Origin of the sequence: Suilimivivens aceti, assembly GCF_025567405.1 — a bacterium.
Taxonomy (GTDB): Bacteria; Bacillota; Clostridia; order Lachnospirales; family Lachnospiraceae; genus Suilimivivens; species Suilimivivens aceti.
Map to the genome: position 1 here is coordinate 171,652 of NZ_JAOQKJ010000002.1, position 12,772 is coordinate 184,423.

Here is a 12,772-nt window from a genome sequence, read left to right on the forward strand (position 1 = left end):
GGTTTTATTTTCCTCTTCCTTATTCTCCTGAAACAATATAATAATAGATCGGCTGTCCGCCATACTGAAGCTCAACATCGCAGGAAGGATATGCTGCCTCCACCTTATCACGAAGTGCCTGTGCAGTCTGTTCATCCACATCTGATCCATAATAAATGCTGATCAGTTCCAGGGAATCATCCATCATGTTTTCAATCATCTCAAAGGCAACTGTATCCATTTCTGTGCCAACAGAAAGAATTCCGTGATCACCAAGACCCATATAATCACCCTGTTTGATCTCCTTGTCATCAATCGTGGTATCTCTGACCGCATAAGTAACCTGTCCGGTTCTGACATTACCGATCTCAGCATTCATGGTTTCTTCATTCTCTGCCGCTGAAAGATCCGGAACATAATTGATCACAGCTGTAATTCCCTGTGGAACTGTCTTTGTCGGGATCACAATAATATCCTTATCATTCACCATGGCCTTGGCCTGATTTGCGGCAAGAATAATATTCTTATTATTGGGGAGAATGAAAACATGGTCAGCATTGACTTTATCAATGGCATTCAGCATATCCTCTGTACTTGGATTCATGGTCTGTCCGCCTTCAATAATATAATCAACACCAAGTCCCTTAAAGATCTCATCCATTCCCTTACCGACTGAAACAGCGATAAAGCCGGTATCCTTATGAGGCATCTGTACTTCTTCCTGTGCAGCCTTCTTCATTTCTTCCTTAAACAGCTTTTCCTGATGCTCCAGGCGCATATTGTCGATCTTCATATTGGAAAGAGCACCATATTTCAGAGCCTTCTGGATCGCAAGTCCCGGATCATTGGTGTGTACATGTACCTTAACAACATCATCATCCGCAACCACTACAATAGAATCACCGATAGATTCCAGATAGGCTTTAAAATCAATTTCCTGCTTTATATTAAAGGTTTTATTCAGAAGAATGATAAATTCCGTACAATAACCGAATCTGATCTCCCGCTCTTCCTTCTGTGCTGTTTCTGTCTGTGGCTTCGCCTGAGTATTCTCCTGGATCGTCAGATCCAGCTCCTTCCCAAGGAATGCATCATAGGCACCCTTCAGCACCTGCATCAGTCCCTGTCCGCCGGAATCCACTACACCAGCCTGTTTCAGAACCGGAAGCATCTCGGGAGTCTTCTCAAGAACCTCATCTGCATATTTGATAATTTCATCAATAAATACGGAAAGATCATCACATCCGTTTTCTGCAAGCTCTCTTGCCTTATCAGCACCGCCTTTGGCAACAGTCAGGATCGTTCCTTCCTTTGGCTTCATAACTGCTTTGTAAGCAGTTTCCACCGCCTTATCAAAAGCTTCTGAAAGGATCGGAATCGTAAGTGTTTCTTCCCCCTTGATCCGTTTGGTGAAACCTCTGAACAGCTGCGAAAGGATAACACCTGAATTTCCTCTCGCTCCACGAAGGGAACCGGATGAGATTGCCTTACACAGGGTTGCCATGTCCGGATCTTCCATAACAGCCACTTCCTTGGCTGCAGACATAATTGTCAGTGTCATATTGGTTCCTGTATCACCGTCAGGTACGGGGAAAACATTGAGCTCGTTGATCCACTCCTTCTTTGCTTCCAGATTTTTGGCTCCAGCTAAGAACATCTTTGCAAGTAACTTAGCGTCAATCGTATTAACCACGAATGTATCCTCCTCTTAGTCAATCACTCTAACACCTTCAACAAAGATGTTTATTTTTTCAATTTCTATACCGGTAAATTCCTCTACCTTGTATTTCACATTGCTGATCAGATTGTCCGTAACAGCAAGAATGCTGACTCCATATGCCACGATCACGTGAAAGTTCAGTGTCAGCTTGTTGTTCTTTATGGAAACATTGATTCCTCTTGTCATGCTGTCCATCTTTAACAGCTTCACAAGTCCGTCTTTCACATTAATGCCTGCCATTCCGACAATACCAAAACATTCCATGGCTACACTGCCGGCATACTGGGCGATTACTTCATTATCAATTGAAACATTTCCCATGTGGGTATTCATTGAAGAAGATTTCATAGGCTGCCTCCTTATTTCTTTCCATATATTTTGATTATAACCTGTATCTTCCAAAAAAGAAACTATAAAATAAATTTAAATTTCTTCTTGCATTATTCTGGGTTTTCTGATATTATACAACTGTTGCGGATATAATCCGCTATTTGAAGCACGCAGATAATAATATGTTAGGAGGTGCAACGATGGCTAAATGTGATATTTGTGGTAAGGGCGTTCATTTTGGTAACAACGTAAGCCATTCTCATAGAAGATCTAACAGAATCTGGAATTCCAACATTAAAAGTGTTAAATGTAAAGTAAACGGAGCTCCTAAAAGAATGCACGTTTGTACAAACTGCTTAAAGTCTGGTAAAGTTGAGAGAGCTTAATAAGCAAGAAATGCGTAATAAAAAACTTCACTGCAAAGTGAAGTTTTTTTATGCTCTTTTTCCTATATCATACTCTTCTTTCAGTTCCTCATAGGCCGCATTGATCAGAAGCACCATCTCATGGTCTCCTGCAATATTGTCCGGATGGAACATCTTAAGAAGATCCCTGTATCTCTTTTTGAGTGCAAGCTGGCTCTTTACCCCCTGGAACAGAAGCTTTGCCGTCATCTGGCTGTATTCCATACGACGCACTTTCTCCTCGCCTCTCTTTTCACCGGCAAATTCCTGTTTTTCACGGTTTAATTGTTTGCGTTCTGCATCAAGCTGCAAAAATCCGCTTTTCAGAATATCCATTTTTTTATCAAAAAACAGCTCGTCCTGCTTCAGGCGTTTTCTTTCAACGACAAGTCTTCTGTTGACCTCGTCCATTTCTCTCCGAAACTGCTGTTTTTCTTTCAGGAACTCCTCCTGCCTGTGTTTCAGGTCTTTTTTCTCCGTCTCCACACGGATATTTTCCCTGAACAGCCAGGCCTTCAGTTCATTCAGTTCCTCTTCCCTTCCATCCACCAGCTTCTTTTCGAACTCAGGCTGATGCTCATCCTTTTCTTTAAACATGTCCATGAATCATTCCCGGCGGCCTGATAGATTGCCGCTTTACTTTTAATCACAGTAAAAATTATAGCCTACCAGTAAAAGCAGTCCGATAATGATCAGTGCGATCAGATAGTGATGGGCAAGAAAAAGCATAAACAGCATCCCTACCGCAATCCAGAAAGCAATAAAGCCGATCATTTTTTTCATTCTGCTGCTCTCTTTCACATACTTCTTTCTTTATTATATGCAGAAAAACCTTAATTTTTCCTGATTTCTCTAAAAGGATCAGTTATTTTCTTCCTCCGGAAAAGCCACATCTACAGCCTGTTCATCATCGATCATCTCTTCCTTCGGTGCTGTAAATTTATCTACAATATCAGGGATCATATCCAGTACCTTTGTCATGGTATCCTGATTCTTGATGTTAACAAGTTTGGTGCTGCCATTTTTGATCACCAGAACTGCACTTGGTGACATCTTTCCACTAAAGCCGCCCATGCCCCCGTTCTTCTTATCTCCCACACTGGCACCGGCACCAACACCAAAGCTTACGTCTACAAGAGGTACGATCACCGTATCATCCGGAAGCTTCGTTGGTTCCCCGACAACCGTTTTAGTAGAAAGTACCGTATTCATTCCTTTCATCAACGATTCGATCACACCGGTAAAATTATTTTCTGCCATTCTGCACTGCCTCCTTCTTAAATAAACAGATCACTCTTTTCAGATCCTTATCAAAATAAATCTTCGCTGCAATCCTGATCAGGGTAAATGCAGTAATCTTCCCTTTAAATCTAAAGCTGCCCTCCATCACCGGCTTTTCAAAATCGGGGATTACCGTAATGCTGTCCCCGATCAGTGGATACAGAATCCCATATATGGAAAGAATCTGTCCTGTAGCTGCAGGATCCTCCATGCCGATTGTAAAGGTACCGGATACCTTCCGTGGAAGAACTATCTTCATGAGTCTTAAAAGCTGTTCCCTGCATAACACAAACGCTCTTTTAAAGCTCTCTGTCTGTAAAATCTTTATATAATATCTGATGTTATGAATGATATGATTTATCTTATCATATATCTTCCGGATTGTGTACTTAATATTTCTGATAGCGGAAAAAAGCTTTCTTACGAAATCCAAAAGGGTTCTTCTGTCATCGCCACCGTCCTCATCAGCGGCATTTCCTTCATCAGAAATCTTCTGATCTGAAGTTGTATCGCTGACGTCAGATCCGACTTCCTTTTTATCTGTTTTCGGCTTCTTTCCATCAGCTTCCTTTTTGTTTGAAGCCTTTTTCTTCTTTTCTTTTGCCGGAAGGATCTGGAAAAACAGTACCTTTACCTTCAGAAATGCCTCTTCCGGATAAATAAAGGATACCCTGACAAGATGTAACAGCCAGGTTACTTTAAGCTGCACATGCACCGGAACAGGATCTCCCTCTTCTCTGTATCCGCTTCCCTGATATCTGACCGGGACAAAAAGGACGATCAGTAAAAAAGCCAGCAGGATCCCAAGGAGTACAAGCAGGACTATGCCCAGGATTTTCAGTATAAGCAGGAGTACTGTCAGTATCTTAATCCCCATAAGCAGCTCCTTTTTCCGTTCTCTTTTTCAGATAGGCATTAATATTGCAGCAGCCGGTAGTCTCAAGGCTTTCCTTTGTCATCTGCATGACAAGCTCTACAGCCTCCTCATAGCTTCCTGAAATGCCTATGATGACCGGCGGGTGAAACCGGTAATATTTCTGCTTCAGATAGGCACAGTGATAGATTTCAAGCTGATCCATGCCGTTTGCCAGACAGATCACATAAATCGAAAGCTGCCCGATATGATTTTTCAGTTTCCATTTGACCTTAGCCGGATTTGTCACAGACTCTCCGACATAAAGATATCTGTAAAACTTCATAGATATTTCCTCATGTATGCTTCCTTATCCCGATCCGCTCCGGATCAGTAGATTGTTTCTACTCCAAAGTAGGCATCAAAAATCCGTTTGGCGATCGGTACCGCATAATCACCGCCGGCACCGGCTCCTTCGATAATAATAGTAACACAGATTTCCGGATCCTCTGCCGGTGCAAAACCGGTAAACCACGCGTGGCTGTCTCCCTTTACCGTACCATATTCTGCAGAGCCTGTCTTTCCAGCCGCTGTATAGGACAGTCCCTTTAGTCTGGAGGCTGTTCCCTCCTCTACAACGTCTGTCATCAGTCCTGTCAGTATGAAGGCTTCCTCCTCTGTCATCAGATTTCCATAGGCAGCAGCGTTAAAGGTTTTAATGTTACCGCCAGCGCTGTTCTGTACATGATCAACAATATAGGGTTTCATCAGAACCCCGTTATGGGCAATGGCACTTGTGATCATATTCAGATGAATAGGCGTCATGGCTGTTGTTCCCTGTCCGATAGATACCTGCATCATATCTGCATCTGAAGTCGTATCACTCATATCCACCCGGCTCTGACTGTAATTCATGGACAATGGCAGCTTTTGGTTAAACAGAAGCTGATCCAGGGTTTCTTCAAAATGACCTCTGTCAAAAGTCAGTCCCATATTCGCAAATGAGGAATTACAGGACTTGGCAAAGGATCTGGCAAAGCCAATCTGTCCGTGTACAGAGCCATGATAACACTGGATCCTGTCTTCTCCCCTCGAAATAGAACCATTACACTGATAAGTATATTGCTGATAAGTATCCGGGTTCTCCCTGATATATTCAAGAGCTGTAACGATCTTAAACGTAGATCCTGGTGGATATAATCCCTGTGTTACTCTGTTTAAAAGAACACCCTTCTGACTGTCACTTCGAAGCTCATCCCAGTTTGCTTCTACCGTACCCGGGTCAAAATCCGGTTTGCTTACCATGGCAAGGATTCTGCCGGTAGACGGCTCAGTCACTATGATCGCACCACGGTAAACACCAAGTGCTGTGGATGCAACCTGCTGGAGCTTTGTATCCAGGGTCGTGTAAACATTATCTCCAGGATACTTATCACCGCTGGCTTCCAGTGCCGCTTTCGTGGAAAGAGGCGCATTCGAATTGATCAGATAATAATTTGCCTGTGCTTCCACACCCATACGCCCGTTGGTTGCGTATCCGACAGCATGAGAAAACAGATTGCCATAAGGATACTCCCTGACCTCATTTCCGTTTTCATCAGTTACCGTCTGTGCCAGCACCTTTCCATCAGCAGAATAAATGCTGCCTCTGCGATTCTGGGATAACAGCATCTGCTGTCTTCCATTATAGCTGTTATTGATCAGCTCCTGCTTGTGCGTCACTGAATAATAGGTAATATACCCGATCATGGACAGGAACAGCAGCGTAAAGCCAGCCGTTATGATCATAATCTGTGGGCTTTTTTTCTTTCCTTTATTCTTCTTCCTGTTCAAAGGTTTCTCCGTCTTCTTCAAAATCTAAATCCTCATATTCGTAGACAGGTCTGTCTTTCTTTCTGCCCGCCTGTTTCTTTTTCTTCTGCCTGATACGTTTCCTGCGGTGTTTCTCTTCCTCGGCTTCTTCTTCCTGGATCATGGAAAGACCTTCCGTAATGGAAAACATGATCAGTGTAGTAAGGACAGAGCTTCCTCCATAGCTGATAAAGGGAAGCGTAACTCCGGTCAGCGGAATAAATTTGCAGCCACCGCCAATGGTGAGAAAAACCTGGAAAATATAAGTAACGCCAAGTCCAAAGGCTGTTAACTGATAAAACTTATCCTTCAGGTTCATGGAAATATTCATAAACATGACAAAGCTGCTGACACAGATCAGTATGACACACAGAGCAAACAGAAGACCAAGCTCTTCCGTGATCGCCGAAAAAATAAAATCCGCCTCCACGAAGGGAATGGATTCCGGTGTGCCTTTAAAAAGTCCAAGTCCAAACCAGCCCCCGCTCGTAATCGCAAACAGAGACTGGGTAATCTGATAACCAGTGGAATCAATCACGCTCCAGGGATCCTTAAAGGCCTGTACCCGCACCTGAATATGTGGGAACACACGATAAGCAAGATAGGCAGCCACACTGCCGCCGGATACACCCGCCAACAGATAAAGCCAGTTTCTGCTGGCCACCACTACCATAAGTACATACACCACGAAAAAGATCAGGGCACTTCCAAGATCCTTACTGCAGACCAGAATAATGACATGGGCTGCTGCTATCACTGCTGTTGTAAATACCTCAAAGAATCCGGCTGCCTTATATAAAGCACTGGCCACAAAAAAGACAAAGATGATCTTCACAAATTCTGATGGTTGAAAGGTCAGCCCGGCTATGGTGTAAGAAAGCTTGCTGCCATAGGTTGTCTGTCCAAGAACAAGCACAATGCCAAGTGCCACAATACCTGCCGCTGCATAGATCCATTTCCATTCCTTCAGAAACCTGAAACGACTTACAAAGAAAGGAATCACAAGCGCTATCACCAGAGAGATCATGACTATGATAAACTGTCTGATCGCCTTACCAAGGGAAAGTCTTGTCAGGATCACAAATCCAACTGTCAGAAGCATACACATATTATTGACAAGAAGCCTGTTCGTTTTGGGATAAAGCATCCGGAACAGGATCACAGTCGCATACAGCACGATCTGCTGAAAAGCATAAAAGAACAGATACGTGATATCTCCCGTTTCAAAGCAGATCACAATAAAGCAGCTAAAATGCAGACCAAACATAAGTATATTCTGTCTCGTGTAAATGCCGTTTCTGTCGCTTTCCTGTTTTTTCCTGAAAACTGCAAAGCTTTCATAAGTATATAGTGCAATCAGCAGCGTTATAACATATTTTGAAAACTCGCTGACGTATAACTCCATTTATTCAACTCCCCGTTTGTAATGTCCTGTTGTAAAATCCTGATAAAACGGCTGCTTTTTTTCTCCTCTGACCAGCGCTGTAAAATACAAAAGAACCTTTTCTGTTTCCCCCGCCGTCTCTGTAGTAAAGTCAAGCCTTCCGACAGATACCGGAAATGTTCTGTTCATCAGAAGCGTATGTAGTGACAGCGGTACAGAATTATAAAGAATATTATAACAGGAGCTGCATTCATGATAAACCGGGAATGTCTTCCGGTACCGGTCTGTTAATGTAAGATAACCCGGTACATGGGTACATTTTCCGGAAGTTTTCTGCAGGCACCCCGCACTGACCATCATGGGAAAGCGCCCATATATCTGCAAAGAAGGCCTTCTGATATCAGCATTCTGTATCAGAGTGTACAGTTCCTTTCCATTCAGTTCAATCGGCAGATAGCTTTCTTCTGCATATTTCTGAAGAACAGCAAATGACCTGCTGTTCCACACATAAATACCACTGTCTGTTACTATATGACCTGTATAGTTCATTTCCAAAAGGCAGGAAAGCATTTCCATATTTCGTACAAGACATCCATCAATAAATCCCTGCGTTGTCAGCTCGATAAGCTGTCTGCATTCGCTGTCACAGGTCTGTCGGCTGACATAGGGAAGTGCCAGATATACCTCACCCCCGCCTGCCTGTCTGTACAGGGAAAACAGTTCTGTCACAGAAGGATCTTTCGTGAGTGCCAGTTCCACATAAAGCCTTGCTGCCTCTCCCCTCTTTTCAAGGCAGGTATGGCATACTGCCTGCAGCTGCTCTTTCTGTGTCACAAGGACATGAAGCTGCGTTCCTTTCAAAGACGGAAGTGCTTCCTGTTCTTTCCGGACACTTTGTACCTTCTGTACGGCAGCTCTGTCTGATAAAGAACCCTCTTCAAATGGCAGTGGATGTCTTTCCTTTACGGCGTCATCCCACAGAAAAAGTGATTCAAAAGCCTTCAGGGCATCCCTACGCAGCTGGTTCAGCCTGCTAACAGGCATAAAAATATCCGGATCCATGGTAATCTGCACATCTGCAACTGTAAAAAATGTACCGCCGCATTTCCGGAGCTGTTCAACCACCTGTTCTTCTGATAATGGCCTGTTTTTGGCTTTATCTACAATATCACCTTTAACGGCTGTAGTCGTGATACCGTCCGTTACAGTAAGGACGGCCTGTTCACCTGCATGAAATACAGCAGACAGAGAAACCTCCTTTCGAACCGGCTTCTCAATATACTGTTTCCGGACAGCCTGAAGAAGTGACTCGTCAGCACCATTATAGGAAGGTGAAGAAATCGTGATCATATCCCGTCCATTATGCTTCTCATAGTAGCCTTCTGAAAGACTGCTTCGCAAATATAAGGATTTCAGCTTCTGAATATCTTCTGCCGATACCGCATACAGTGCTTCTTTCCCTTCCTGCTTCAGGGCTGTATAAAGATTCATGTATTTCCGGTAGATTGCAGTCACACCGGCTGCATATTCCGGTTTTTTCATACGGCCTTCTATCTTAAAGGAATCAATCCCGGCATCCATAAGCTTCGGAATCAAATGGATCGTACACATATCTTTCATGCTTAAAGGATATTCCTCCCTGCCGTCCTCTACGTGATAGGGAAGTCTGCAGGGCTGTGCACATCTGCCACGGTTACCACTTCTGCCTCCCAGGATACTGCTGAACAGGCACTGTCCGGAATAGCAGTAGCACATAGCTCCATGGATAAAGGTTTCCACCTCGATATCTGCTGTCCGCTTCATGGTAATAATTTCCAGCAGGGACAGTTCCCTGGCAGGAACAATACGGGATGCGCCAAGTGATTTCAGCAGCTTCGCCCCGAAGGGGCCAGTAATGGTCATCTGGGTACTGACATGAAGGGAAAGACCCGGGAAATGATCTCTTATAAAAAGAAAGGCACCCAGATCCTGTACGATCACAGCATCCAGTCCTGCTTCATAAAAGGGTATCAGAAACTGATAAAGTGCTGGGAATTCCCATTCCTTTACCAGTGTATTGACAGTAAGATATATTTTCTTCTGGAGGGTATGGGCATAACGGATCCCTTCGCAGATTTCTTCCTGAGAAAAGTTATCTGCATATGCTCTCGCCCCAAAGGCACTGCCACCAAGATAGATGGCATCTGCACCTGCTGAAAGGGCACCTGTCAGCGCTTCATAATTTCCTGCCGGTGCCAGTAATTCTGTTTGATTCATAGCTGCCTCAATAATACGGATCTGTAAAGCTTGCGGAACCTCTTTCATACAAAGTCTCCAACAACTTCTCATAATGTGACAAAAGCTGTCTTCTTGAGACAGCTTTCTTTCGTAGATCCGTTCTTTTATTTATACTATTGCTGTTTTTTTAATTCTGTTTCCAGTCTGACGATCTTCCTGGCACTGTCATTGACTTCTGTCTGGAGACCCTTGATATTTTTCTCCATATTCTCCAGCTTGATCTGGGAAGCAATGAGCTCATGCTTCAGATTATACAACTCCTTCTCCTTGCTCTGGATCTCTTCTTCCAGCAGGGAAATCTGTTTCTTCGCCTTAAAATAATCATCAGCCAGATTGAGCTGCATCAGTACATTCTGGGTATCCTGGGGCTGACGTCTGAAAGACTCTACTTTGTTGTACTCAGACAGCTTGTTGTTGATATAGGAGGCCACTTTCTGCAAATATTCTTCGCTCTCATAACCACTCAGTGTAAATACCTTACCACCGATGATAACCTCTGTATCTGTCTTCACTGACATCCCCTTCACCCCTTTGTATATATTGAGTTAATTATACGCATATTAACCGGGAATTTCAAGTCCAAAATGGTGATAAACAAGGTCTGTCACTACACGTCCTCTGGGAGTTCTGTTCAGAAAGCCGTTTTTGATCAGATAGGGTTCATAAACATCTTCTATGGTACCGGCATCCTCTCCAATGGCTGCAGCCAGTGTATCAAGACCTACCGGCCCTCCCTGAAATTTATTGACCATGGTAAGCAGCAGATTCCTGTCAATATGATCGAGTCCCATAGGATCCACATCCATCAGATTTAAGGCTGTTACTGCTACGTCCTTTGTGATCACACCGTCATATTTCACCTGTGCAAAATCCCTGACTCTCTTCAGTATCCGGTTGGCGAGACGCGGTGTTCCCCGGCTCCTCCTTGCCATCTCCATCGCTCCGTCAAAATCTACCGGTGCTTCCAGTATCCTTGCTGAATGCAGAATGATCTGCTGCAATTCTTCCGGCGTATAGAATTCAAGCCGGTGGATGATCCCGAAACGGTCACGGAGAGGTGCAGTTAAAAGACCTGCCCTGGTGGTTGCTCCGATCAATGTAAACTTCGGAAGATCAAGACGAATTGATCTGGCTGCCTGTCCCTTACCGATCATAATATCAATGGCATAATCCTCCATAGCCGGATACAGAACTTCTTCCACCTGCCTGTTCAGTCTGTGGATCTCATCTACGAAGAGAACATCCCCTTCTTTCAGATTGTTCAGAATCGCAGCCATTTCCCCTGGCTTCTCGATGGCTGGTCCACTGGTCACCTTCATATTGACCTGCATTTCATTGGCAATAATACCTGCCAGCGTCGTCTTACCAAGTCCGGGCGGTCCATAAAAAAGAACATGATCCAGTGGATCCTGTCGTTTCTTTGCCGCTTCAATATAGATCTTCAGATTTTCTTTGATCTTGGACTGTCCAATATAATCATCCAGCTGCTTGGGGCGGAGAGATCCTTCTACATGGATATCTTCCTCCTTCAGACTGGTTTCTATCATTCTTCCTGCCATGCTTCATTTCCTTTTCAGAATTTAGAACATATTTTTCAGAGCCAGCTTCAGGATCAGCTCTGCATCTGCATCCTCGGGGATTTCTGCCTTCCTTATCGCCTTAAGGGCATCTGCCGGGCTGTATCCAAGCGCCGTCAGTGCTTCTACAGCTTCACTTCTGGCACTGTTTCCATCCTGTTCCATACCTTCAGCATATGCAGCTTCTTCCCGGCCGATTGCGGTATCCCTCATGGAGATCTTATCCTTCAGGTCAAGGATCACCCTGCCTGCAGTCTTGATACCGACACCAGGTGCTTTGGCAATCGCTTTGGCATCCCCGGAAAGGACAGCAAACCGCAGATCATCTGCACTCATCACAGACAGGATTGCAAGACCTCCTTTAGGACCGATTCCACCTACCGTAATAAGCTGTTTATAAACAGCCAGTTCATCCCTTGTAAGAAAACCATACAGCCAGATTGCATCCTCACGTACACTTGTATAGGTATAAAGCTTAGCTTCTTCTCCAATCCCCGGGAGTTCACCGGCTGTTTTCCCTGAAATACGGATATTGTAACCCATACTTCCGGTATCTATCACAACACTTTCTTCTGTAATTTCATCAATGATCCCCCTGATAAAAGCAATCATCCTCTGTTTCCTCCGTTCATACCCTTTCTGGCTGCCGGCAGCACAAGTACTGCCACACTGCCGATCACCATGCCGGTGCCAAGGCCTGCGATCAGCAGAAAGGGAATATAATATACAATGCCATAGGTGCTCACGATCACACATGCAACCAGGAGCTGGCCGGTATTATGCATCGCACCTCCGACAGCGCTGATCACCGGAAGGTGGAATCTTCCTGATTTTTTCATCAGTGCCATGGTAAAAAAGCTGATCAGGGCTCCTGCAAGATTATACAGGATCACTGTAAGATTTCCAAATAACAGACCGCTTAAAACAGCCTTTGATATCGTAAGGAGAAGCGCATTCCTCTCCCCCACCAGATACATGGCAAGCACAACTGCCAGATTGGCAAGTCCGATCTTGATCCCAGGTATTCCTATCGGGAGCGGAATCAGGCTTTCCACATAGGATAAAATTAAAGCAAGGGCAAGTAAAAGTCCCATTACTGCAGTTCTCTTCATATGT

15 protein-coding genes are annotated in these 12,772 nt (G+C 44.3%); 1 reads left to right on the forward strand and 14 read right to left on the reverse strand.

The annotated features are described in order from the left end of the window. Nucleotides 1-19 precede the first annotated feature (19 nt). Entirely contained in the window at nucleotides 20-1,636 is a 1,617-nt protein-coding gene (locus OCV77_RS02590) for a DAK2 domain-containing protein (RefSeq protein ID WP_262573360.1), read from the reverse strand. A gap of 51 nt (nucleotides 1,637-1,687) precedes the next feature. Continuing rightward, complete coding sequence (locus OCV77_RS02595) at nucleotides 1,688-2,047, reverse strand: Asp23/Gls24 family envelope stress response protein (protein ID WP_118796957.1); 360 nt, start codon at nucleotides 2,045-2,047, stop codon at nucleotides 1,688-1,690. A gap of 182 nt (nucleotides 2,048-2,229) precedes the next feature. Between OCV77_RS02595 and rpmB the strand changes: the two genes are divergently transcribed. Continuing rightward, nucleotides 2,230-2,415 (forward strand): 50S ribosomal protein L28, encoded by a 186-nt coding sequence (rpmB, locus tag OCV77_RS02600; protein WP_118796956.1) that lies wholly within the window; start codon nucleotides 2,230-2,232, stop codon nucleotides 2,413-2,415. A 48-nt stretch (nucleotides 2,416-2,463) separates the two neighbouring features. Here rpmB and OCV77_RS02605 read toward each other — a convergent pair whose 3' ends face one another. The 12 genes from OCV77_RS02605 to OCV77_RS02660 all read right to left on the reverse strand — a co-directional run bounded on the left by OCV77_RS02605 (nucleotide 2,464) and on the right by OCV77_RS02660 (nucleotide 12,768). After that, nucleotides 2,464-3,036 carry a hypothetical protein gene (locus OCV77_RS02605; RefSeq protein WP_118796955.1) on the reverse strand — a complete coding sequence of 191 codons (573 nt, stop codon included), beginning with the start codon at nucleotides 3,034-3,036 and terminating at the stop codon, nucleotides 2,464-2,466. A gap of 39 nt (nucleotides 3,037-3,075) precedes the next feature. Continuing rightward, nucleotides 3,076-3,216: a hypothetical protein gene (locus OCV77_RS02610; RefSeq protein WP_262573104.1), complete on the reverse strand. Its 141-nt coding sequence runs from the start codon at nucleotides 3,214-3,216 to the stop codon at nucleotides 3,076-3,078. A gap of 78 nt (nucleotides 3,217-3,294) precedes the next feature. After that, a complete protein-coding gene (locus OCV77_RS02615) occupies nucleotides 3,295-3,693 on the reverse strand; it encodes a GerW family sporulation protein (RefSeq protein ID WP_262573106.1) in 399 nt (132 codons plus the stop codon). Further along, entirely contained in the window at nucleotides 3,680-4,591 is a 912-nt protein-coding gene (locus OCV77_RS02620; protein WP_262573109.1) for a DUF2953 domain-containing protein, read from the reverse strand. The genes OCV77_RS02615 and OCV77_RS02620 overlap by 14 nt, the downstream gene beginning before the upstream one ends. Further along, the gene (locus OCV77_RS02625; RefSeq protein ID WP_262573112.1) at nucleotides 4,581-4,913 is read right to left on the reverse strand and encodes a hypothetical protein; all 333 of its coding nucleotides are present in this window, start codon (nucleotides 4,911-4,913) and stop codon (nucleotides 4,581-4,583) included. Before OCV77_RS02625 ends, OCV77_RS02620 begins: the two co-directional genes overlap by 11 nt. Nucleotides 4,914-4,957: 44 nt before the next feature. Continuing rightward, a complete protein-coding gene (locus OCV77_RS02630) occupies nucleotides 4,958-6,400 on the reverse strand; it encodes a peptidoglycan D,D-transpeptidase FtsI family protein (RefSeq protein ID WP_262573114.1) in 1,443 nt (480 codons plus the stop codon). Beyond that, nucleotides 6,381-7,823: an FtsW/RodA/SpoVE family cell cycle protein gene (locus tag OCV77_RS02635; RefSeq protein WP_118796951.1), complete on the reverse strand. Its 1,443-nt coding sequence runs from the start codon at nucleotides 7,821-7,823 to the stop codon at nucleotides 6,381-6,383. Before OCV77_RS02635 ends, OCV77_RS02630 begins: the two co-directional genes overlap by 20 nt. Next, entirely contained in the window at nucleotides 7,824-10,106 is a 2,283-nt protein-coding gene (locus OCV77_RS02640) for a peptidase U32 family protein (RefSeq protein WP_262573116.1), read from the reverse strand. It lies immediately after the preceding gene. A gap of 86 nt (nucleotides 10,107-10,192) precedes the next feature. Continuing rightward, complete coding sequence (locus OCV77_RS02645; protein WP_118796949.1) at nucleotides 10,193-10,597, reverse strand: cell division protein ZapA; 405 nt, start codon at nucleotides 10,595-10,597, stop codon at nucleotides 10,193-10,195. A 42-nt stretch (nucleotides 10,598-10,639) separates the two neighbouring features. Continuing rightward, nucleotides 10,640-11,638 (reverse strand): Holliday junction branch migration DNA helicase RuvB, encoded by a 999-nt coding sequence (gene ruvB, locus OCV77_RS02650; protein WP_262573119.1) that lies wholly within the window; start codon nucleotides 11,636-11,638, stop codon nucleotides 10,640-10,642. Nucleotides 11,639-11,659: 21 nt separating this feature from the next. After that, entirely contained in the window at nucleotides 11,660-12,268 is a 609-nt protein-coding gene (gene ruvA, locus OCV77_RS02655) for a Holliday junction branch migration protein RuvA (RefSeq protein WP_262573122.1), read from the reverse strand. Then, the gene (locus OCV77_RS02660) at nucleotides 12,265-12,768 is read right to left on the reverse strand and encodes a Gx transporter family protein (RefSeq protein ID WP_118796946.1); all 504 of its coding nucleotides are present in this window, start codon (nucleotides 12,766-12,768) and stop codon (nucleotides 12,265-12,267) included. The genes ruvA and OCV77_RS02660 overlap by 4 nt, the downstream gene beginning before the upstream one ends. Nucleotides 12,769-12,772: the final 4 nt, after the last annotated feature.

Bases quoted from the DNA above. Each gene is read 5' to 3' on its own strand.
- ruvA (WP_262573122.1), bottom strand. From the start codon at position 12,268: ATGATTGCTTTTATCAGGGGGATCATTGATGAAATTACAGAAGAAAGT.
- OCV77_RS02590 (WP_262573360.1), bottom strand. From the start codon at position 1,636: ATGTTCTTAGCTGGAGCCAAAAATCTGGAAGCAAAGAAGGAGTGGATC.
- OCV77_RS02645 (WP_118796949.1), bottom strand. From the start codon at position 10,597: ATGTCAGTGAAGACAGATACAGAGGTTATCATCGGTGGTAAGGTATTT.
- OCV77_RS02635 (WP_118796951.1), bottom strand. From the start codon at position 7,823: ATGGAGTTATACGTCAGCGAGTTTTCAAAATATGTTATAACGCTGCTG.
- ruvB (WP_262573119.1), bottom strand. From the start codon at position 11,638: ATGGCAGGAAGAATGATAGAAACCAGTCTGAAGGAGGAAGATATCCAT.
- OCV77_RS02595 (WP_118796957.1), bottom strand. From the start codon at position 2,047: ATGAAATCTTCTTCAATGAATACCCACATGGGAAATGTTTCAATTGAT.
- OCV77_RS02605 (WP_118796955.1), bottom strand. From the start codon at position 3,036: ATGGACATGTTTAAAGAAAAGGATGAGCATCAGCCTGAGTTCGAAAAG.
- OCV77_RS02660 (WP_118796946.1), bottom strand. From the start codon at position 12,768: ATGAAGAGAACTGCAGTAATGGGACTTTTACTTGCCCTTGCTTTAATT.
- rpmB (WP_118796956.1), top strand. From the start codon at position 2,230: ATGGCTAAATGTGATATTTGTGGTAAGGGCGTTCATTTTGGTAACAAC.
- OCV77_RS02615 (WP_262573106.1), bottom strand. From the start codon at position 3,693: ATGGCAGAAAATAATTTTACCGGTGTGATCGAATCGTTGATGAAAGGA.
- OCV77_RS02640 (WP_262573116.1), bottom strand. From the start codon at position 10,106: ATGAAAGAGGTTCCGCAAGCTTTACAGATCCGTATTATTGAGGCAGCT.
- OCV77_RS02620 (WP_262573109.1), bottom strand. From the start codon at position 4,591: ATGGGGATTAAGATACTGACAGTACTCCTGCTTATACTGAAAATCCTG.
- OCV77_RS02610 (WP_262573104.1), bottom strand. From the start codon at position 3,216: ATGAAAAAAATGATCGGCTTTATTGCTTTCTGGATTGCGGTAGGGATG.
- OCV77_RS02625 (WP_262573112.1), bottom strand. From the start codon at position 4,913: ATGAAGTTTTACAGATATCTTTATGTCGGAGAGTCTGTGACAAATCCG.